This window comes from Flavitalea plasmicola, assembly GCF_030546645.1.
Lineage (GTDB): Bacteria > Bacteroidota > Bacteroidia > Chitinophagales > Chitinophagaceae > Puia.
Window position 1 is genome coordinate 439,680 of the sequence record NZ_JAUOTO010000005.1, and the last position, 22,196, is coordinate 461,875.

16 protein-coding genes and 1 pseudogene are annotated in these 22,196 nt (G+C 54.1%); 13 read left to right on the forward strand and 4 right to left on the reverse strand.

Going from position 1 to position 22,196, the window contains the following annotated elements:
• The first annotated feature begins 11 nt into the window (after positions 1-11).
• On the forward strand, positions 12-1,211 hold the full coding sequence (locus Q4E93_RS20165; RefSeq protein WP_303588312.1) for a hypothetical protein: 1,200 nt from the start codon (positions 12-14) through the stop codon (positions 1,209-1,211).
• Here the strand turns inward: Q4E93_RS20165 and Q4E93_RS20170 are convergent.
• Positions 1,180-1,725: pseudogene (locus Q4E93_RS20170) on the reverse strand (MutS-related protein); the annotation flags it as partial. The gene Q4E93_RS20165 and the pseudogene Q4E93_RS20170 sit on opposite strands and share 32 nt — an antisense overlap.
• A gap of 216 nt (positions 1,726-1,941) precedes the next feature.
• Between Q4E93_RS20170 and Q4E93_RS20175 the strand changes: the two are divergent.
• Both Q4E93_RS20175 and Q4E93_RS20180 read left to right on the forward strand, forming a co-directional pair.
• The gene (locus tag Q4E93_RS20175; protein WP_303588314.1) at positions 1,942-4,368 is read left to right on the forward strand and encodes an ABC transporter permease; all 2,427 of its coding nucleotides are present in this window, start codon (positions 1,942-1,944) and stop codon (positions 4,366-4,368) included.
• Between the two features lie 40 nt (positions 4,369-4,408).
• Entirely contained in the window at positions 4,409-6,841 is a 2,433-nt protein-coding gene (locus Q4E93_RS20180; RefSeq protein WP_303588316.1) for an ABC transporter permease, read from the forward strand.
• Between the two features lie 39 nt (positions 6,842-6,880).
• Here the strand turns inward: Q4E93_RS20180 and Q4E93_RS20185 are convergent, their stop codons facing one another.
• Complete coding sequence (locus tag Q4E93_RS20185) at positions 6,881-8,425, reverse strand: SUMF1/EgtB/PvdO family nonheme iron enzyme (protein ID WP_303588317.1); 1,545 nt, start codon at positions 8,423-8,425, stop codon at positions 6,881-6,883.
• Positions 8,426-8,573: 148 nt separating this feature from the next.
• On the opposite strand from Q4E93_RS20185, the gene porU reads away from it, so the two are divergent.
• From porU to ispF, 3 genes are all read left to right on the forward strand, one after another.
• Positions 8,574-12,173, forward strand: coding sequence for a type IX secretion system sortase PorU (gene porU / locus Q4E93_RS20190; RefSeq protein ID WP_303588318.1), 3,600 nt, complete (start codon positions 8,574-8,576; stop codon positions 12,171-12,173).
• 123 nt (positions 12,174-12,296) lie between these two features.
• A complete protein-coding gene (gene porV / locus Q4E93_RS20195) occupies positions 12,297-13,460 on the forward strand; it encodes a type IX secretion system outer membrane channel protein PorV (protein ID WP_303588319.1) in 1,164 nt (387 codons plus the stop codon).
• A 182-nt stretch (positions 13,461-13,642) separates the two neighbouring features.
• Entirely contained in the window at positions 13,643-14,122 is a 480-nt protein-coding gene (ispF, locus tag Q4E93_RS20200; protein WP_303588321.1) for a 2-C-methyl-D-erythritol 2,4-cyclodiphosphate synthase, read from the forward strand.
• A gap of 49 nt (positions 14,123-14,171) precedes the next feature.
• On the opposite strand, the gene Q4E93_RS20205 is transcribed toward ispF, so the two are convergent.
• On the reverse strand, positions 14,172-14,735 hold the full coding sequence (locus Q4E93_RS20205) for a hypothetical protein (protein ID WP_303588323.1): 564 nt from the start codon (positions 14,733-14,735) through the stop codon (positions 14,172-14,174).
• A 120-nt stretch (positions 14,736-14,855) separates the two neighbouring features.
• Here Q4E93_RS20205 and dut point away from each other — a divergent pair, with 120 nt between their 5' ends.
• The 5 genes from dut (at position 14,856) to Q4E93_RS20230 (ending at position 19,167) form a co-directional block, all read left to right on the forward strand.
• On the forward strand, positions 14,856-15,302 hold the full coding sequence (gene dut, locus Q4E93_RS20210) for a dUTP diphosphatase (RefSeq protein ID WP_303588324.1): 447 nt from the start codon (positions 14,856-14,858) through the stop codon (positions 15,300-15,302).
• A gap of 37 nt (positions 15,303-15,339) precedes the next feature.
• A complete protein-coding gene (gene lolB1 / locus Q4E93_RS20215) occupies positions 15,340-16,191 on the forward strand; it encodes a lipoprotein insertase outer membrane protein LolB1 (RefSeq protein ID WP_303588326.1) in 852 nt (283 codons plus the stop codon).
• Between the two features lie 136 nt (positions 16,192-16,327).
• Positions 16,328-17,617, forward strand: coding sequence for a murein hydrolase activator EnvC family protein (locus Q4E93_RS20220; RefSeq protein WP_303588327.1), 1,290 nt, complete (start codon positions 16,328-16,330; stop codon positions 17,615-17,617).
• 33 nt (positions 17,618-17,650) lie between these two features.
• Positions 17,651-18,277 carry a murein hydrolase activator EnvC family protein gene (locus tag Q4E93_RS20225; protein WP_303588329.1) on the forward strand — a complete coding sequence of 209 codons (627 nt, stop codon included), beginning with the start codon at positions 17,651-17,653 and terminating at the stop codon, positions 18,275-18,277.
• A 167-nt stretch (positions 18,278-18,444) separates the two neighbouring features.
• Complete coding sequence (locus Q4E93_RS20230) at positions 18,445-19,167, forward strand: carboxypeptidase-like regulatory domain-containing protein (protein WP_303588330.1); 723 nt, start codon at positions 18,445-18,447, stop codon at positions 19,165-19,167.
• A gap of 2 nt (positions 19,168-19,169) precedes the next feature.
• Here the strand turns inward: Q4E93_RS20230 and bshA are convergent, their stop codons facing one another.
• Positions 19,170-20,291 (reverse strand): N-acetyl-alpha-D-glucosaminyl L-malate synthase BshA, encoded by a 1,122-nt coding sequence (gene bshA, locus Q4E93_RS20235; RefSeq protein WP_303588332.1) that lies wholly within the window; start codon positions 20,289-20,291, stop codon positions 19,170-19,172.
• Between the two features lie 92 nt (positions 20,292-20,383).
• Here bshA and Q4E93_RS20240 point away from each other — a divergent pair, with 92 nt between their 5' ends.
• Entirely contained in the window at positions 20,384-21,805 is a 1,422-nt protein-coding gene (locus Q4E93_RS20240; RefSeq protein WP_303588333.1) for a M20/M25/M40 family metallo-hydrolase, read from the forward strand.
• Entirely contained in the window at positions 21,802-22,179 is a 378-nt protein-coding gene (locus Q4E93_RS20245) for a hypothetical protein (RefSeq protein WP_303588334.1), read from the forward strand. The genes Q4E93_RS20240 and Q4E93_RS20245 overlap by 4 nt, the downstream gene beginning before the upstream one ends.
• Positions 22,180-22,196: the final 17 nt, after the last annotated feature.

The window sequence follows — 22,196 nt, forward strand, 5'->3', positions numbered from 1 at the left end:
AGCCTTTTTTCATGACAAAATTATACGACTATATCTTCGCCCGCTGGGTCCGGGCTTTTGACGAATTGGGGTCACTTGGCAAGTACAGAGAACTTGTCAGGACGAAGAAGTTTGCCACAACCTATAGGTATGAGATCAAAGACTATACACCCCAAAAATTTCCCGCAGGCGGCGCCCTTTACAACGAAATGCCGGAAGATGCCTCGAACTCCCGGATATATGGATTTGATCAGGAAGGGCGCCCTGTTCATACATCGCAAGTGTATGGCGAAAACGGTATACCCTGGGAAGAAGGATTTTACAATTATTCAGAGAACGCGGTAGAGTATGTGGAATTTAGTAAGAATGCCGGCGCGCCGACCAGGATCCAGATCATGACCTTGAAAAATGGTAAAAAGACCGCTTTTCTGCAATTCATTGTGCAAGGGATCGGGAATGGCGTGCCTGGTGGAAATTTACAGGCGTTCATCGAGCAGACGCGGATTTCCTCCGATGGCATCATCTGTCACATAGAGCAATATATCTATAATGGTGAAAGGATCATGGGTGCGCATTGTTTTGATATTACACCTGGCATCGATGCCCGTTCGTACGAACAGGTATATACTTATGACAATGAAGGCGAAATGGATGAAATAAGAAATGTGTATAGCGGCGGCCATCATCGGCTGGCCTATGTCCGTGTCAGGGAAGGGATGAGTGTTGAGGCGTTGGTTGATGGGCTGTCGGTGCTGATGGCGGATGCGGTGGTCGGGACTTTATTGCGGAACAATGTTGAACAACCACTGGCATTGCTGGAATTAAGTTACCAGGGTGTGATCGAGTATCTGCCGTCCCTTGAGTTTAAAACGGTTGCCGACCGGGATGAGCTGATTGACGAACACGGGGATGCAGTGGATTTTGAGCTTATGTTCATCCCAACATATGAGAACATGATCGTCGTTGAAAATGCGACATTCGAAAGACCCTTGCAACAGTTGATGCAAATCATGGAGCAAAGGGAGGATTACGACCCCGGCACGAAAATGTTACGCAAAACCGCATGGTTGCTGACGAAGGGTAAGCTCAACGGAAAAATACCTGTCAGCGATGACTTTGTCGCCTATGCCATCGAATGGATGCTTGAATCGCAGGAGTTCGAGGAAATATTGAGAGACTGCGGCCAGTCGGAAGAGGTGATCATGAACTGGAAAGGGAAGCGCTGGATATAAGCTCCAGGATCCCTTCATTCCTGATGATCATCATTCCCTGCCGGTCTTCCGTCACACCCTCCTGTAGCCGATAGGTATACCGCGGATGCACCTCCTCCATGATCGTAGGCATATACACAAAATGGATATTGTCGCGATCTTTCAGCGCTTCACTCATCTCTATGATGTGCGTGGAGACGATGAACAGGCAGTCTGTGTAGCCCGCAAACGCGGCTGTCACCGCCAGGGTGCCATCGTACGCGTCCTTTACATTGGTGCCTTTGAACAGCTCGTCGAACATCAGCAGGAGCCTTTTCCCGGAGGCGGTGGCCACGGCGGCCTGCTTCACCCGCACCACTTCCGCATAAAAATGGCTGTATCCCAGGCTGATATTGCCGGCTACGTTGATGGATGAATAGAGACCTTCCCGGACGGAGAATTCCATTTGCGTGGCGGCGACGGGAAAACCCAAATGGGCCAGGTACATCGCTATGCCCACGGATTTCATCCAGGTGGATTTTCCGGCCATATTGGCCCCCGTGAGAAAAAGCTTTCGCGCGTCAGTCGACCTATCTTGTTATCTGTCAGCGTATTTTATTTTTTTTCGGGAAGAGGTGTCCATTTGGCGGCTTCAGTTGTCAGTTAGTGTTTGTCTGCTATTTGGCGGGGGCGGGAAGCCGGCCATGCAACATTTCCCGGACCCGGGTGACTTTTGGTGTAGGCCGCATGGCCTTTCACCAAAACCATCTCTATGTTTAAAAATTATCTCACCATCGCCCTGCGGCAACTGGGGAAGCAGAAATTCTATTCTGCCATCAAGATCGGCGGTTTTGCCCTGGGCATCGCCACCTGCCTGCTCATCACGCTGTACATCCGTCATGAGCTGAGCTATGACAAATCGTACCCGGATGCCGGTAGATTATACCGTGTCCTGGCCCATTATGACGACAATGGGAAAGTGATCCAGGGGACGGCGTTTGCGGCGCCCTTTGCCAAGGCGATCAAGGCGGAATTCCCCCAGATCGAGTTGTCGGGCCGGCTGATGCCTTTCCCTTTGTTCTGGGGCGCGGGGAGCAACGAGGTGATGCCGGAAGGGAAGATGGACAATACGTTTGAAGAGGGGTTCACGTATGCGGACCAGTCCCTGCTGGACATGCTGCATTTGCCGATGGTATATGGCGACCGGGCCAAGGCGCTGGCGGAGCCCAATACCCTGGTGCTGTCCCGGCGGAAGGCGGAAAAATATTTCCCTCATCAAGATCCCATCGGCAAGTTGTTCTACCTGAATAATGACAGGAAAAAGCCCTGGAAGGTGGGCGGGGTGATGGAAGACATGCCGGCGACTACGCATCTGCAGTACGATTTCTTTTTGTCGCTGACGGGGCATGAGCTTTGGAATGGCGAGCAGAACACCTGGTGGAACCAGAATTATGATACCTATATCAAACTGCAGTCCGGGACGGATGCGGCGCAGATGGGGGCCAAACTGACGACCATGATCAGGGGACAGCTGCTGCCGTTGTATACCCAGTCGGGGATGAAAGACCCGCAGAAGGTGGTGAATCAGATGGCTATTGTGCTGCAGCCCATCGGGGACATTCATCTGAATGCCGAGATCGGGGATGCGCATACACATGGGGATATCCGGTATGTGCGGCTGTTCGGCGCCGTGGCCGGGTTCATCCTGTTGCTGGCCTGTATCAATTTCATCAACCTTTCCACGGCCCGCAGCGCGGGCAGGGCCAAGGAAGTGGGGCTGCGGAAGGTGATCGGGTCCCGGCGTGGCGGGCTTATCCGGCAATTCCTGCTGGAGTCGCTGGTGCTCAGCTTCTTTTCTTTCCTGCTGGCCATCGTCCTGGCCTGGGGGCTGCTGCCCCTGTTCAACAAAATGGCGGCCACCACGCTGTCATTCCCCTGGGGGGAATGGTGGCTGTTCCCTGTTATGACGGGAGCTGCCATCGTGGTAGGTGTGCTGGCGGGGATCTATCCTGCCATCTATCTTTCCGGCTTCAAGCCTGCGAATGTATTGAAAGGGACGGTGAGCACAGGGGCTCGTGGCGGAAGGCTTCGCAGCGTGCTGGTGGTCTTCCAGTTCGCCACCTCTATTATATTGATCATCGCCACTTTTGTCATTCATGGGCAGATGGGTTTCCTGTTGAACAGGAAGCTGGGCTTCGACAAGGACCAGGTAGTACAGGTGCAGGGAGTAGGGTCGCTGGACAAGCAGATCCGCACCTTCAGGGATGAGCTGGCAAAGGTGCCGGGGGTAAGGAATGCTTCCTTAAGCGACTTCCTGCCAGTGGCGGGCAGCAAGAGGAATATGGGCACCTTATATAATGAAGGAAAGGATAAGGAGGAAGCGGGCATTGGAACGCAGATCTGGAATGTGGACCAGAACTACATTCCTACGATGGGGATACAGCTGGTGGCGGGCAGGAATTTCTCGAAGGACCTTTTGTCGGATTCGCTGAATATCATTATCAATGAGTCGATGGCAAAGAAGATGGGACTGAAGGATCCGCTGGGTCATCGCATCGGTCGGGGGACGTGGCAGAACAGGGTCATCGGGGTGATGAAGGATTTCAATTTCGAATCCATGAAACAGGAGATCGGCCCTCTTTGCTTCAAGATCGGCGGGTGGGCCAATACCCTATCCGTGAAAGTGAATGCGGCAGATATGAAGGCGGTGCTGGGCCGCATCGGCACCGTGTGGAAGAGCTATTCCCCACACCAGGAATTCCGCTATGTCTTCATGGATGAAAGTTTTGCCCGCATGTATGCGGACGTGCAGCGTACGGGGCTGCTTTTCACCAGCTTTTCGGTGTTGGCGGTGATCATTGCCTGTCTGGGGCTGTTTGCTTTGTCGGCTTTTATGGCGGAGCAGCGGAGCCGGGAGATCGGGATCCGCAAGGTGCTGGGCGCTACGGTGGCACAGATGGCGAGCCTGCTGTCCATCAATTTTGTGAAGCTGGTGATGATCGCTTTTATCATTGCGTCGCCCATCGCCTGGTGGGGGATGCATCAGTGGCTGCAGGATTTTGTTTACCGGATAGATATCAGTGGATGGATCTTCCTTGTCTCGGGAGCACTGGTAGGGGTGATCGCTTTGCTGACCATCAGCTTCCAGGCGATGCGGGCGGCGACGGCTAATCCGGTGAAGAATTTAAGGGCAGAGTAGGCCCTGGCAGCGATGCTTGTTCATTTCTAAATCAGGCGATATGCTGAAAAACTATTTTAAGGTCGCATGGAGGAACATCCTGCACAACAGGATCTCTTCTTTCATCAATATCAGTGGTCTTGCGGTAGGAATGGCCGTTGCCATGCTTACAGGTTTATGGCTGCATGACGAGCTTTCCTTTAATAAGTATCACGAAAATTATCACCGTATCGCACGGGTTTCCATCAGCGGGCGGGACGAAAAGGGGCCTTCTCTTAGTCCGACACTGTCCTATCCGCTGGTGAATGAATTAACGGCCCATTACAGCGATCGATTTCAGCGGCTGGTGAGGGCATCCTGGGTACAGGAATCCATCCTTTCTTCCGGCGACAGGAAAATATCCCGCGCGGGGCAATACATGGATGCCGGGGCTCCGGATATGTTCACCTTAAGAATGATCAGGGGCAGCAGGGAAGGGCTGCGGGACCTGCATTCCATACTCATTTCCGCATCCACTGCCAAAGCCTTGTTCGGGGATGCAGACCCGGTAGGGCGGGTGATGCTCATCAATAACAAGACCAATGTCAGCATTACGGGGGTGTATGAAGACCTTCCCTTGAACACAGAACTCACCCGGATCAAATACATTGCCCCGTTTGAGCTTTGGCTAACGGAAAATGACTGGGTAAGGCAAACCGCGGGGGAGTATTGGAATCATTACCTGAAGCTGTTCGCGGAAATAAAGCAAGGTGCGACCTTTCCATCTGTCAGCCATCAAATTGAGCATGTCGAGATCGATCACATTAAAAATTTAGATGACGAGAATCACCGGGGCGAGCTGGCGCAGCAACCCAAAATAGTGCTGGACCCTATGGAGGAATGGCATCTCAGCGGCAATGGCCGCGGGGGCAAACCCGATGCGTCGGTGCAGCAAATGGTATGGCTGGTTTCCATGATCGGGGCCTTTGTGCTGTTGCTGGCCTGCATCAACTTCATGAACCTGAGCACAGCCCGCTCTGAAAAAAGAGCGAATGAAGTGGGCATACGGAAAGCAATCGGTTCGATGAGAGGGCAGCTGGTCTTGCAGTTCTTCTGCGAATCGCTGGCGATGGTCACGTTTTCATTCCTCGCCGCCGTTGCGCTGACGGCGGCATCGCTGAACTGGTTCAATCAGCTGGCGGCCAAACAAATGAGCATCCCCTGGAGCCATCCTTCTTTCTGGATCGTCAGCATGGCGTTCATTCTTATCACCGGCATTCTAGCAGGAAGCTATCCTGCCCTTTTTCTTTCGTCATTCAAACCTGTCCGGGCGCTGAAAGGGACCTTTCGCCTGGGCAGGGGGGCAACCATCCCCCGTAAGGTGCTGGTCGTATTTCAATTCACCATTTCAGTTGCCCTGATCAATTGCACCATCATCGTCTTGCGACAGGTGCGGCATGCAAAGGACCGGCCGGTGGGATATACCCGGGAGGGTTTGATCATGATGCAAATGAGGTCCGGCGATTTTTATGGAAAATATGATCTCGTGCGGAGGGAACTGCTGAATACGGGCGTTGTATCGGAATTCGCCGAGTCGATGGGGAAGGTGACGGAGATGGCATCCAATAATGGCGGATTCGACTGGGTAGGAAGAGACCTGAAGAAAGAGCAGAATTACGGTACGCTGGCCGTTTCGCCGGAATATGGCAAAACGATCGGGTGGCAATTCCTGCAGGGAAGAGATTTCTCCCGGGCGTTGGCCGGCGATTCAATGGGTATGGTCATCAATGAGTCGGCGATGAAAGAAATGGGATTGAAGGATCCCGTGGGAACGGATGTAGTATGGACGTGGTGGCAGGACAGGACACAGGTGCTCCGTTATAAAATTATCGGGGTCGTGAAGGATATGATCATGGAGTCGCCCTATGAGAACACCAAGCCCATTGTGTTCTACCAAAAGGGACATAATGGCGGGGTGAGCTGGATGATCATAAAGGTTAAGCCGGGGGTGGCCATGCATAGTGCGCTGCCGAAGATTGAAGCTGTCATGAAAAAACTGGTCCCCAGCGCTCCTTTCGATTACCAGTTCGTCGATGAGGACTATGCGTTGAAATTCGCGGCGGAAGACAGGATCAGCAAGCTGGCTGGTTTTTTTGCGGCGCTGGCCATCTTTATTTCAGCCCTTGGGTTGTTTGGGCTTGCATCGTTTACGGCGGAGCAGCGTACCAGGGAGGTGGGGATCCGCAAGGTGCTGGGCGCTTCTTTGCTTAATATCTGGAGCCTGTTGTCAAAAGAATTCTTTCAGCTGGTGATGGTGTCCCTTTTGATAGCGATGCCGGTGGCCTATTATTTTATGCATAACTGGCTGCAGCATTACAGTTACAGAACGGAGATATCGAGGTGGATCTTTGCGACATCGGGGTTTGCGGCCTTGCTGATCACCCTGATAACGGTGAGCTTCCAGGCGATGCGGGCGGCGATGGCCAATCCGGTGGAGAGCTTGCGGGCAGAGTGAAGGAATAAGAAAGCCCCGCGGAGCGGGGCTTTCTTAAATTTATTGTTTTCTTGTATTCTGTCGTCTTTGTTTGTAGTTGATACCCGTCTGGCGTCCATTGCCTGCGGGGCTGCCTACACGGTCCATTGCGCAACGGAAACCGATGGTGCTGTTGGACTGATCTTCTTCCAGGAAGCGGCGGGTGCCGGGGCTCAGCCAGTAAGCGCGGTCGTTCCAGCTGCCGCCTTTTACTACGCGGGACTTATTGCTGATGAGGGTCGTCTTACCGTAGCCGTAGGCGATGCCGGAGATCGTGGAGTCACCGTCCAGGAAGTTGATGACGTCACCTTTCTGGTAGTTGCGGCGGGCCCTGCTCTCGGAGTCAGTTACCGGGCGCATCTTGATGCGTCCCAGGGAATCTCTTTCTCCCTTGCCTTCCTTGCCGAGGTCAACGGTCTCGAATTTATTACCGCGGAAAGGAGCGATGTCTTCCACGTCCTGGGTGTTCAGGGGACGATAAACGTCGCCTACCCACTCGCTGACATTACCGGACATATTATAGATCCCAAAACCGTTGGGGAAGAAGGAAGTAACGGGGGCGGTATATACGGCGTTGTCATTCAGACCACCGGCTACACCCATATTGTCACCGGAACCGCGTTTGAAGTTGGCCATGAAGGTACCTTGCCAGCTGCCGTGGCGGGTATCGCGCAGGCCGTTGACGTTGTTGCTCCAGGAATAAACCTGTTTATTGGCGATCAACTCTTCCCCACGCTTCTTGTCATTCTTGCCGGGGAGAGGGTTCTGATTGATGTATCCCAGTGCGGCGTATTCCCACTCGGCTTCTGTCGGGAGACGGTAGCCGGGAAGCAGGATGCCATCCTCGAAGGTCACCACCGTACGGGGCGTACCATTGGGATTCTTCAGCGCATTGCTCTTGGATTTTGCTTTCTTATCAGGAGTAGCCTGGTATTCACCCATGAGATAGGCTTTCGTATTGAAGTTCTCCTGTCCGAGGCCCTGCAGGTTCTTTACGGAATTCTGGTTGATGAAGCCCTTGTCCAACAATGCCTTTTCGTTGACACGGTCGCTGCGCCAGAGACAGAAATCATGCGCCTGTTTCCAGGTGACGCCTACGACGGGATAGTAATTGTAGGAGGGGTGACGGAAGTAGTATTCCACCATGGGTTCATTGTAAGCCAGTTCGCTTCTCCAGCAGAGGGTATCGGGCAGCGCTCCTTCGCGGACCGCCTTGTACTCATCGGCGTCGAAAACGACGTTGAGCCAATACAGGTATTCACGATAGTGGATGTTGGCCACTTCTGTCTGGTCGATGTAGAATGAGTTCACCGTCACGCGCCGGGGGACGTTGTTCCAGTCCCTCATCACGTCCTCCTGGGTAGCGCCCATGGTAAAAGTACCACCTTGCACAAAAACCAGCCCCGGACCGGTACGTTGCTCTTTTTCTTTCGAAACCTGGAATCCGCCCATCTTCGAATCGTTGTAGTTCCATCCCGTAACGCTGGATTGCTCCATCTTCTTGCTTTTACAGGAGGCTACCAGAATGAGGCCTGATGCCAGGATAGCTAGGTTTTTCAAGTTCATAAGTTGACGCATTTATTGGCGCTTTAGCCGTAATTTGTAACTGTATTAAACGTGGTCTCCGACCAATTATTGTATAATAATACGAGGCTTAGTTATCCACAGTTGCCCCGCTGGTAAAATTAGGGGATTTTCCTTAGTAACTGATTGTATGAGAGGGATTTGGCTAATTTTAGCAATATGTTCTTTCCAACTATTCCCCGCGGGGGCCCAACGGGTCTATACCCCCGCCAGCGCCATGGCCTCGGGCAGCTGGTACAGGATCGCCATCTCCGCCCCCGGCGTGTATAAGGTGGACGCTGCCGTCCTCCGCCAGCTGGGGATCGGCCTCAACGGCCTTTCGTCTGCGAGTATCCGGCTGTATGGCAATGGCGGCGGCATGCTGCCGGAGGCCTGCAAGGGCGTCCGCACGGATGACCTGCTGGAAAACGCCATCGATGTGGAGGATGGAGGGGATGGGATCTTTGGCGAAGGCGACTATTTTCTCTTTTATGCCCCCGGGCCGCATCATTGGGCAAAAGACTCCGTGAACCGGCGGTTTACACATATAAAGAATATATATAGTGAAGTTGCCTGGTATTATATCAGCATCGGAGGAGGGGCGGGGCGGCGGATCAATACCCGGGGCAGCCTGCCTAATCCGAATACGACGGTGACCGGCTTCGACTGGCGTGCTTTCCATGAACAGGATACCGTGAATATCCTTTCCAGCGGGAAGGACTGGTATGGGGAGGAGTTCTCGAATATACCCGGGGGTGTAGGTGCGCGAAACTTTACGCTGACCCCTCCTCATCCGGACGGGGGCAGCCCCCTGTTGCTGTCGACTACCTGTATTGCCCGCAGCGTAGGCGCTTCCAGCAAAATGGCGGTGGCGGTGAATGGGGGGGCGGTGGGAGCGATGGACATAGGGGCGGTGACGGATGGGGGGTATGATCTCTTTGGCCGGACGGGAGCGCTGCGGGCGGCGGTCCCGGCGGGAGGGGGCGGTCCGGGTGGCGGCAGTCCAGGTGGCGGCACGCTGACCCTGGGCTATACATTCACGCCCGGAGGCTATAATGCACAAGGGTGGCTGGACTGGTGGGAGCTGTCGGGGAGGGGCACGCTTTCCCTGGAGGGTTTTGCCCAGCTGCAGTTCAGGGACTGGAACAGTGTCGGCAGCGGGCGGGTGGGAGCATTTATGCTGCGGGGAGCGGATGCGGCTACCCAGGTCTGGGATGTGACGGATCCTTCGGCTGCTGTCAATGTGCAAGGGACCTTGTCGGGTGGGGAGTTTAGCTTTGCCGCGGATTGCAGCAGACTGCATGAATACATTGCGTTCAATACATCGGCGAAGGCGCTGGCGGTGACGCCCGGAAAGACAGGCGTGGAGGGGGCTGCGGCTTATCCGTATGGCGGGGTGAATGGCGACCCCAACGGGGCGGACCTGGGTGCATCGGGGCTGTTTACGCCGTTGGCGGTGGGTAAGGTGGGCAACCAGAACCTCCATCAGCCTGTGATGGCGGACCTGCTGATCATTTCCGACCCGGCGCTGGCGGACCAGGCGCTGCGGCTGGCGCAGTTCCATGGACAGCACGACCGGCTGAGGACGCTGGTGGTGACCTCCGACCAGGTGTACAATGAATTTGCCGGAGGCTGTCCCGATCCCGCGGCTTTGCGGGACTTTGCGAAGATGTACTATGACCGCAGCAATGGCGATTCGACTAAGCGGCCCCGTTATCTCCTGCTGTTCGGGGCGGGCTCTTTCGATTATAAGGACAGGCTCACAGGAAATACAAATAAGGTCCCGGCCTATGAGAGCGGCGTTTCGCTGGACCCGCTGAACACCTATGCTTCGGACGATTTTTTCGCCATGCTGCAGGATTCCGCCGACGTGAACGATCTCGATAAAAAGAATTTACTGGACCTGGGAGTGGGCCGCATTCCGGCACGCACGGTGGCCGAAGCCTCCGCCGTGGTGGATAAGATCCTGCATTATGCGGACGCGAAGACGCAGGGACCCTGGCGTAATGAGCTGACCCTGGTGGCGGATGACGGGGATCAGAACCTGCATTTCCAGGATGCGGAAGCTTTTGCGGGCACCATCGCTGCAACCGCCCCCGTCTTTGATATCGACAAGATCTACCTGGATGCTTATAAGCAGCAGAATACACCGGCCGGAGGAAGGTACCCCGACGTGAACCAGGCCATCAGCAGCGGGCTGTACAATGGCACCTTGATCTGGAACTATACGGGTCATGGCAGCAATGCCCGCCTTTCCAATGAAGTGGTCATGGATCAGTCCACGGTGGCGGGTTTTTCCAACGCCGATAAGCTGCCACTTTTTGTCACCGCCACCTGCGACTTTGCACCCTATGACAATCCCCTGGTACAATCCATTGGCGCCAGTCTGCTGGTGCGGCCCGGGTCGGGCGCCATTGGGCTGATGACCACCACCCGCCTGGTATTTGCCTTCAGCAACAAACAGATCAATAACAATTACTGGCAGATCGCAGTGACGCCCAAGCCGGACGGCACCTACTATTCCCTGGGGGAAGCGGGCCGGCTGACGAAGAATTACACTTACCTGACCCAGACGGATGCGGTGAACAACCGGAAATTTACTTTGATAGGCGACCCAGCGTTGACCCTGGCTTTTCCCGTATATAAAGTACGGACGACGGCGATCAATGGCAAGGCGGTGGGGGGCGGCGGGAGCCCGGCTGCGGATACGCTGAAAGCGCTGAACCAGGTGACCGTGTCCGGCTCGGTGACGGACGCGGGCGGGACCCTGCTCAGCAGTTTTAACGGGATCCTATATACGACAGTTTATGACAAACCGCGCGTGGCGACCACCCTGGGTAATAACCCGGGCAGCTCCCGGGCGGAGTTCCTCGTACAGGATAATATCCTGTATAAAGGAAAAGTACCTGTCAGCCAGGGCAACTTCAACTTTAGTTTCATCGTACCGAAGGACATCAATTACCAGTATGGTAAGGGCAGGATCAGCTATTATGCGGGCGCCGGGGGCGCTGGTCTGCCGGCGGGCGGCGCGGCGGATGGCAACGGGGTTTTCACCAACGTCGTGGTAGGCGGATCGGGGAATGGAACGAGCTATATGGGAGGGCCCACTATCCAGGCCTATCTGAATGATGAGAAGTTTGTGGATGGGGGGATCGCCAATGCAAGTCCGATCCTTTTGCTGCATCTGCAGGATTCTTTGGGCATCAATATCACGGGCACTGGTATCGGACATGATATCACGGCCATTTTGGACAACAACACGCAAAACCCGCTGGTGCTAAATGGATTTTATGAGGCGGACCTGAATACGTATAAAAAAGGGACGGTTCGTTATCCCCTGCCGCATATGACCGAAGGGGAGCATGTGCTGCTCATTAAAGCCTGGAATGTGGCCAATCATTCGGGACAGACCTCGCTCAGTTTTCGGGTGGTGGCGTCCCAGCGGCTGGTGTTGACGCATGTGCTGAACTATCCGAACCCGTTCACCACGCATACGACGTTCTGGTTTGAGCATAACCGGCCGGCGGAGGACCTGTCGGTTTTGGTACAAATATTGACAGTATCGGGCAAGCTTGTAAAATCCATGCGGCGGACAATAAATACACCTGGAAACCGTTCGAGTGAGATTGATTGGGACGGCCGTGACGACTACGGGTCGAAGATCGGGAAGGGCGTTTATATTTACCGGCTCAGAGTACGATGTGCGGATGGGTCGATGGCGGACGTGTTCCAGAAGCTTTATATTCTGTAAAACCCTATATAAAACTATTAATAACCAATAATTTAGCAGCCTATAACTTACATTTACTTTTCTTAAAAGAAGGGCCGGGCCATCGAGCGTCCGGGTGATTACAAAAGAAAATTAAACAAACTCATGAAACGATCTTACCTGGGATTAGCTGCTTTTTCAGTGTTATTTTTTGGGGCAACGCAAATTTCACAGGCACAGACTAATTTGCCGATTACGACGACGGCGGTGCCTTTCCTGCGGATCTCACCGGATGCCAGGGGAGGCGGGATGGGCGACCTGGGCGTGGCGACTTCGCCGGATGCCAGCTCGGGCTTCTATAATCTTTCCAAGACGCCTTTTGCCAAGAAAGAGATCGGCATTGGGCTGACGTATACTCCCTGGTTAAAGGACCTGGGATTGAATGATGTATATCTGCTGGCCGCATCTGGTTATAAGAAGCTGGATGATCTGCAGGCTGTCTCCGGTTCCGTCCGTTATTTCAGCCTGGGCGATATCAATTTCACCGATAATAATGGCGCTTCCATTGGCAACGGGCGTCCCCGCGAGTGGGGCCTCGACTTGGGCTATTCCCGTAAACTGGGCGATAAATTGTCCGTAGGCCTTGCTGCCCGGTATATTTATTCCAACCTGGCGGGCGGTTATTCCGCTCCCGGAGGACCTACCTATCAACCCGGAAAGACGTTTGCCGCGGATATCTCCTTTTTCTATCATGGCGTGACGGATGATGCCGGAGGATGGAATTTCGGCCTTGCGCTCTCCAACCTGGGTGGCAAGATCGGGTATACCAACTCTGCTACGGAAAAGGATTATATCCCTGCCGACCTGGGGCTGGGCACGACCTATACGGCGGTGTTTAATGAAGACAACAAAGTGATGTTCGGGATCGATATCCATAAGCTGCTGGTGCCAAGGCCGCCCAATTTCGGCGACTCGGCTGCATTGGCGGACTATCATAATAAGAGCCTCGTGAGCAGCTGGTTCAGCAGCTTCAGTGGTCCCAGCCAGTTCAAGACCCTGCAGGCTTCCATCGGCGCCGAGTATTCGTACCAGGATCAGTTCTTCTTCCGGGCGGGTTATTATTATGAGGACAGGAACCAGGGCGACCGGAAATATTTCAGCGTAGGGGTCGGCTTGAATTACAATGTAATGGGGTTGAACTTCTCTTACCTGGTGCCTTCAGGCAACGGGACGACGCGTAATCCTTTGTCCAATACGTTGCGATTCGGGTTGTCTTTCAACCTCGACAGCAATGGGGGGGATAGTACGCCGGAAACGACGACGCCGTAGACCTAGCTGCAAGCTGCGAGCTACAAGCTACAAGCTGTGAGATGTGAGGTGTGAGATGTGAGGTTTGAGCGAGGGATTGGTGGGTGAGAAAGGGATGGAAAGAATGAAATGATAAATTGAGTAAAAGCGAATAATTTTGAAGCGCTCCGGAGAGGGGCGCTTTTTTTATAATACCATCATTTATGTCATATCGCATCGGCTTTGGAGTGGATTTTCATCAACTGGCAGAAGGACGGGAGCTGTGGCTGGGAGGCGTGCAGATCCCGCATACAAAAGGATCGCTGGGACATAGCGATGCGGATGTGCTGCTGCATGCCATTTGCGATGCTTTGCTGGGAGCGCTGAACCTGGGGGACATCGGCCAGCATTTTCCCAATACCGATGCTGCTTATAAGGATATTGACAGCAAGGTGCTGCTGCAGCAAAGCTACGCATTGGTGAAGGCGAAGGGCTACCGGCTGGTGAACATCGACAGTACGGTGTGCCTGGAGGCGCCTAAGATCATGAAGTATGCGGTGGCTATGCGGGCGGCGATGGCGAATGTGCTGGAAGTGGAGGCGGATGATATTTCTATCAAGGCGACGACGACGGAGCTGATGGGGTTTGTGGGAAGGGGAGAAGGGTTGATGGCGTATGCGACGGTGTTGTTGGAGAAGGTGTGAGTTTGAGGTATGGATATGAAGTATGCGGTGTGGGTGCGAGGTTCGTCTACTAATGGAGGGACCTTTTTATTTCCAATACAAAGTCTTCGGTGACTTCGGCGAGGGAGGCGATGCGGGTGATGGAGAAGTCGGTGGTGCGAAGGAGGTATTTGACGAAAACACTTTTGCCTTTTGCAAGGCCTTTCTCTTCGCCTCTCTTATAGTAAGGATCCCTTTCTATTGAAAAAAATGTTGCGATACTTTCCATAACCTCGGAAATTTGTTCCTCTAAGTTACGCAATTGGGATAATATGCGCAACTGATTTATATGTCTGGCGGGGTCCAGCTGACCTTCACCAGAATCAATTATTTGTGTTATGATCTGCTCTATGATAGCAGCGGGAGCGTCACCTTTAAAATCTGCAAGGATCGCCAATATCTTAGCCCTTGGATCACTGGAAGACAGGAGAAGCTGGTAATCTATTTCGGAAAGGATGATAAGATCATAGTGAAACTGCATCTGTCTGCAATGCCAATGGGCTGACATCTCAGGCCTGCCCGGACCGATGTAGATTACATACTGCCGCACTTCTAATTTATATAGCCGGGACAGCATGACAAAATATTCGGCCATGCGACTTCATGAGGCCAGGGAGGACCCCGCGCAGCTTGCCAAAAGGTATTTTTTTTGAATTTCCCAGACTGCAGTGACGATGCAGTAAATGAAACCTTTCAAACCATTACCTTTGTGCGCATGAGTCTAAAAATCAACGTTCGCATCATCAACAAATCTTCCAACGACCTTCCCACCTATGCCACAGAAGGCTCCGCCGGGATGGATATTCGGGCCGATCTCTCCGGTCCCCTGGTACTGAAGTCCCTGGAAAGGCAGTTGATCCCTACAGGGCTGTTCATCGAGCTGCCATTGGGCTATGAAGCCCAGATCCGTCCCCGCAGCGGCCTGGCCATCAAGCACGGCATCACCTGCCTGAATACACCCGGCACCATTGACTCCGACTACCGCGGTGAGATCAAGGTGATCCTCATCAACCTTTCCGGCGAAGATCAGACCCTGCATCCCGGGGACCGGATCGCACAAATGGTGATCGCATCCGTGGAGCAGGTGGAGTGGCAGCAGGTGGAGACCATCAGCGAGACGGTGCGCAGCGCCGGCGGTTTTGGCCATACAGGGAAGCAATAGGCGCGGAATCCAATTCACAAGAAACAACCTATCTATAATGATGCATAAGCTTTTAGCGGTGATCGCCCTGGTAGTAGCCATGGCTGGGGTCATGGCGGGATGTCGCTCGACCAAGAAGATCCAGAAGGTGATCGCCACCCCGGGGACGAGAAAAGATTCGGCGGCGGTGACCGTCACACCTGTGGTTACGCCGGAGGACCGTCATGCGGACAGCCTGAGGATCATCAGCCAGACGGTGCAGGGGCTGATGCGGACCCACATCGATTTCCAGACCTTTTCCGCGCGCATGAAGGTCCATTATGAAGGCGGCGACGGGAAGGACTATGAATTCAACGCGTTCATCCACATAAAAAAGGACAGTCTCATCTGGGTGTCCATCAATGCTGCCCTCGGTATCGAGGCCTTCCGGATGCTGATCACCCCCGACAGTGTAAAGATCCTGGACAAGCTGAAGAAAATAGCCCGGCTCCGGAGCGTCAGCTTCCTGCAGGATGAGATCCACCTGCCAGTGGACTTCAAGACTGTGCAGGACCTGCTGCTGGGTAATCCTATCTACCTGGACACCACGAATATCCTCTTCTATAAAAAAGACCCTTCGGCCATCTCCCTGCTCAGTGTAGGCGATCTCTTCAAGAACTACCTGACCCTCAATGGGGACAATACCCTTCGCCACTGCAAGCTGGATGATGTGGACCCCTTCCGGGCCCGCACATGCGATCTGACCTACGGGGATTATGAGCAGCGGGATACCCTGCGCTTTTCCACCTATCGCAAGATCTCCGTGGCCGAAAAAACGAAGGTGGATATCGAGCTGGGATACAAGCAGTTTAAGTTTAACGAACCTTTAAGCTTTTCTTTTAACATTCCGAGAAATTATCGGCGGAGATGAGCGTTAGTGAGCGACAAGCGACAAGCTGCAAGCTACAAGCTTGTTTGTTTAGGTGAAATAGGGTAAATTAGCAAATAACCTGATTTTCTTAAGTGTTCTGACTTGTAGCTTGTAGCTTGAGGCTAAAAAATCGTGTATGCTGAAAATATTACTGGCCGGCTCTTTTCTGATGTTGATGGTTACGGTAAGCCATGCACAGTCGCCTACCCAGAGCCGTAGTGACCTGGAAAAGGAACGGGCTGCCATTCAGAAGGAGATCGAGGATGTCAAGCGCAGCCTGGACGAAACCCACAAGAACAAGCGGCAGACCCTGGGCCAACTGGCCCTGCTCCAGCGCCGGCTGAAGCTGCGGGAATCCGCTATCCGCAATATCAACGAACAGATCAATGTGATCCAGGGGGATATGAACGAATCCTGGCGGGAGATCCTGAAGCTGCGCCGGGAGCTGGATACCCTGCGGATCCAATACGCCGAAAGCATCGTTTTCGCCTACAAGAACCGGAGCAGCTACGACTTCCTCAACTTCATCTTTTCTTCCACCAGCTTCAATGACGCAATGAAGCGCATAGAATACCTGAAATCTTACCGGGCTTACCGGGAGGAGCGGGCGGAGAATATCATCCGCACGCAGAACCTGCTGCAGAGCAAGATAGACGGTCTTAAGGTCACCCGGATCGAGAAGGAGGAGGCCGTAAAGAAACAGAATAAGGAACGCACGATCCTGGAGGATGAGAAGAAAGAAAAGGATGCGGTGGTTAACCGGCTGAAATCGCAGGAAAAAGAGCTGAAAAAAGAGATGGCGGCCAAGCAAAAGCAGGATCAGAAGCTGGCCGGCGCCATTGCGGCAGCCATCAAGCGTGCCCGTGACCTGGCTATCAAGGAAGCGAAGACCAAGAATGCGGCGGCTGCGGCTGCGGACAAGGCGGCTGCCAAACCTTCCCGCTCGTCGGAACCCTCGGATAATACGGCAGCTTCGCTGACGCCGATCAAATCGTCATCCAAAACCGTGTTCTCCACTGACGAGGACGTCCACCTTTCCGGCAATTTCGAGAAGAACAAGGGGCATCTGCCCTGGCCGGTGTCGGGTACAGTGTCCATGGCTTTCGGTCCCCACGAATATATCAAAGGCATCATCCACAATAACCAGGGGGTGACCATCGACGTCAATGCGGGCGCGGCCGTAAAAGCGGTGTTCGAGGGGGTCGTCACCAGCGTATTCAGCGTCGGGGATGTCAATGCCGTGATCATCCGCCATGGAAAATATTTCACCACGTATAGTAATTTGTCCACTGTAAGCGTTAGTAAAGGAGACCAGGTGAAGACGGCCCAGATCATTGGCCGTGTAGGTGAGATCGGCCAGCTGGAGTTTGTCCTTTCTGACGAGAAGGACCATATGTTCGATCCGGAGAGATGGTTGACGCGTTGATCCCCGTTCGTCACGGGCGATCGTTTTCCTAGTATGATAAAAATATTGTATACAACAGCGACTATGCTGGTGATGGCGACGCTTTTGTCCTCATTGCCCGCTCACGCGCACGGGATGGACGACCGTAAAAAGAAGGACCGTAAGCTTTCTCACCGGGTGTCTGCCCTGGCTAAGAGATCGGCGCACCGGAGCAGCAGATCCAGCCGGGCGAAAGCAAGAAGACCGGATGCGTCCTTGCAGGCGCCGACGGACGCCCTGTCGCTGGCATTCTGGCGGCAGCGGGGGCATTTACCCTGGCCGGTGGATTCGCGGAAGGTCAACATGCACTTCGGTTTGCAAACCTATATGGCGGGTGAAAATGACCTGAAGTGCAACAACCTGTGCATCTGCATCGGGGCGAAAAAGGATGACCCGGTGAAGGCCGTATCCGACGGCGTTGTCGACGAAGTGATGGACCTGGGAGACGGGTTGGCCGTGCTGGTCCAGCACGGGAAATACTTTACGATCTATAGCGACCTCTCGGATGTCATCGTAGCGAAAGGCCAGCAAATAGGCGCGGGGGATGTGCTGGGGCTGGTCGGGGCCACCGGGCAGCTGGATTTCAGGATCTATGACGAGCATGATATATGGATGGACCCGGAGAAGTGGCTGGTGAAATGAGCTACAAGCTTCAAGCTTCAAGCTGCAAGCCAGGACTAATCAAACACTTGTAGCTTGAAGCTTGTCGCTTGCAGCTGCAATAGTGATTGGTTAAAGAAAAGATAAAAGACGGCATGCGCTCAGCCGCTGTCTTGGAGCATGGAGTTATTGATCTTATCTTAACTCCTATGTTTAAACCTGGCTGCGTCTTCCTTATTTTAATAGCATTTCGGGCTGACGGGTACGCCCAGCAGTTCCTCAGCGGCAAGGTAGAAAAAAGAGGCACCACGGAGATCATCATTGGTGCGAATATCCTCAACATCAAACAAGGGATGCATAATGTATCGGATATGGGCGGTAATTACAAGATCGCCGTCAAGCTGGGAGATACGGTGATCTTCTCTTCCGCCGGCTACCAACCTGACACCACTATCGTGGCCGGCTATATGCTCGAAGAAAATTACCTGGTGGCGCTGCGGCCGAATGTCGTGACGCTGAAAGCGGTGGAGGTGGATGAGTCGCGGAACTACCAGCTGGACTCGACGCAGCGAAGGGAAGACTATCGTTTTATTCTCGACAAGAAGCATCCTGTCAAGCTCTGGAATGAGAAAAGATCTGCTGACGGTCCGGGCCTCAGCTTTAGCCCCATCGGCTATTATTCAAAAAGAGAGCGGGAAAAGCGCCGTTTGAAAAAGAGGTTGAAGCAGGAGGAGGAAGATTACTACATCGATTCCAGGTTCCCGGTGGCACGCGTGGCGCAGCTTACGAGATTACAGGGAGACAGCCTGCGGCTGTTCATGTACCGTTACCGGCCTACCTATCAATTCTGCAGAAGCGCGACCAGCCAGGATATATTTATGTATATCAATGACAAGGTGAGGTTGTTCAGGAAGGGAGAGGTAAAAAAATAAACTTATGCCAGGAACCGGTTGTACAAAGCCTCATATTCCGGCACGATGGTATTGATATCGAACCGCTGCGCATGTTCGGCGGCGTTGGTTTTGAACTGCTGCAGTGTTTCGGCGTTCTCCAGGATCTTTATCGCCTGCTCGCTCATGCCCTGGACGTCGCCCACATCGCTGAGGTAGCCCGTGACGCCTTCCACGGCTATCTCGGGCAATCCGCCTGCATTGGTGGAAATGACGGGCACGCCGGCGGCCATGGCTTCCAGGGCGGCCAGACCGAAGCTCTCGTATTCGGAGGTGAGCAGGAACAGGTCGGCGATGGCCAGGATGTCTTCCATTTGTTCCTGGCGGCCGACAAAACGGATGTCCTCATAGACGCCCAGCTCACGGCCGAGGTCTTCTGCGCCGGGGCGCTCCGGTCCGTCGCCCACGAACAGCAGCTTGCTGGGGATCTTTTTTCTTACCTCGTTGAATATGCGTACGATGTCCTGCACTCTTTTCACCTTGCGGAAGTTGGAGGCATGGAGGAGGATCTTCTCGCCATTGGGAGCGATGACCTTGCGGAAAGCGTCCAGGGGCTTCTTGCGAAACCGGCGGGTGTCCACGAAATTATGGATGACGCGGATCTCTTTTTCGATGGCGAAATTCCGGTAGGTCTCGTCCCGGAGGTTGCGGCTGACGGCCGTAATGGCGTCGCTCTGGTTGATGGAAAAGGTGACCACGGGCGCGAAGGTCTTGTCCCTGCCCACGAGGGTAATGTCGGTGCCGTGGAGGGTAGTGATCACCGGTATATACCGACCCTGGGTCTCTACGATCTTTTTGGCCATATAGGCGGCGGAGGCATGGGGGATGGCGTAGTGTACATGGAGCAGGTCCAGCTGGTGGTTCATGATGACGTCCACCATGGCGCTGGCCAGGGCTGTCTCATAGGGTGGGTAGTCGAAGAGGGGATAGGTGGCCACCCGGACTTCGTGGTAGAAGATATTGGCGTTGAACTCGATCAGTCGCACCGGTTGCTGGTAAGTGATAAAATGTACCTGGTGGCCTTTGTCGGCCAATGCCTTACCCAGTTCCGTCGCTAAAACCCCGCTGCCGCCGAAAGTAGGATAGCAAACAATTCCAATCCGCATATTTGCCTGATTAATGGTGGTTTAATCTGTGGTCGAAGGGCCGAAGGTAAATCAATTTGGTTGATGTAACTTTAGCGGTAAAACTAACACGGATGAGCTATAAATTGTTGACAGCAGCACTCATTTTATTCCTGGTGACAGGCATAGGCCCGGATGTCAGGGCACAGGCTTCGGAAGATTCGGCTTTTTTGCGGCGGCTGGCGGACGTGATACTGACGGATGGCAAGGCTTATGAAGATCTGCGGGTGCTTACCAAGACGGTGGGCCCAAGGCTGTCGGGGAGCGCGGGATATTATAAGGCGGAGGCCTGGGGACAGAAGGCCTTTCAGGCGGCAAATGCGGATAAGGTATGGTTGCAGGAATGTATGGTACCCCATTGGGTAAGAGGCGGCAGGGATTCCGCGTCTTTTGAGGTGCCATCGGGCGCCGGTACGGTGAGCCGTGCATCCGGGCGCCATGGGCTGGACATCCTGGCGTTGGGCAATTCCGTTGGCACGGGCCCGAAAGGGATCACAGCGCCTGTTGTGCTGATCCATTCCTTCGAGGAGCTGCAGCAGCGTAAGGATGAAGTGAAAGGCAAGATCGTCTTCTATAACTATCCATTCAATCCTACGTTCGTGGAGACATTCCGGTCGTATGGGGATGCCGTGCGCTATCGTGTCTTTGGGCCATCCCAGGCTGCAAAGTATGGGGCGCTGGCGGTGCTGGTGCGGTCCATGTCGCATTCGGTGGATAACAATCCTCATACGGGCGCCCTGGTATATAATGATAGTTTTCCCAAGATCCCGGCAGCGGCGGTAGGCCTTCAGGATGCGGACAAGCTGGCGGCGGCTATCGGACATGGTGGCGAAGTGCGGGTCTTTCTCCGGACGCCGGCACACATGCTGGCGGATACGGCCGCGCATAATGTCATCGGTGAGATCAGGGGCAGCCTGAGCCCGGAGGAGTATATCACGGTGGGCGGTCACCTGGATTCCTGGGACCCTGCGGAAGGCGCCATGGATGACGGGACGGGCTGTGTGCAGTCCATCGAAGTGCTGCGGGCATTTAAAGCGATGGGCTATACGCCGAAGCATACCATCCGCGCCGTGCTCTTCGCCAATGAAGAAAATGGCGGCAGGGGCGGTGATAAATATATGGAAGAGGCAAAGGCCAAAGGCGAGCGGCATCTTTTCGCCCTGGAAAGCGATGCGGGCGGATTTACGCCCCGGAGCTTCAGCATGGGGGTATCGGATACCCAGCTGGCGGCCATCCAGCCCTGGTTAAAATTATTGCGGCCCTATGGCGTGTACGAATTTGCGAAAGGCGGCGGCGGCGCGGATGTGGATCCCATGCAAAAGCTGGGCGTGGCCGTGGGCGAGCTGCGGCCGGACTCACAGCGTTATTTCGATTATCATCATTCGCGGAAAGATGTGCTGGAAGTGGTGAACAAGCGGGAGATGGAGCTGGGGGCATTCAATATGGCGGCCCTGATCTACCTGGTGGATAAATACGGGTGGGAGGGAGGATTATGAATACATTCCTGAAAATAGCGACAGGCGTGGTCATTGCGGGGCTGGTGGTCTTTATCCTGTTCCGGTATTTCTTTGTTTTCGGCCGGGGGGTGAAAGCGGGAGAGCTGAACTATGTGGTGGAAAAAGGGTATCTGTTCAAGACGTACGAGGGCAAGCTGATCCAGAGCGGGATCCGGAGCAAGGCGCCGGGATCGGTGCAGTCGTATGAGTTCGAGTTTTCCATTGCAGACCCGGCTATTGCGAAGAAATTGATGGTCAACAGCGGGAAGATGGTGCAGCTGCATTATAAGGAATATGTGGGGACATTGCCATGGAGGGGGTATAGCAATTTTGTGGTGGACAGTATTTTGTCGATCACGGATTTGCCGAGGTAGAGTGGCAGCCTGCCGGG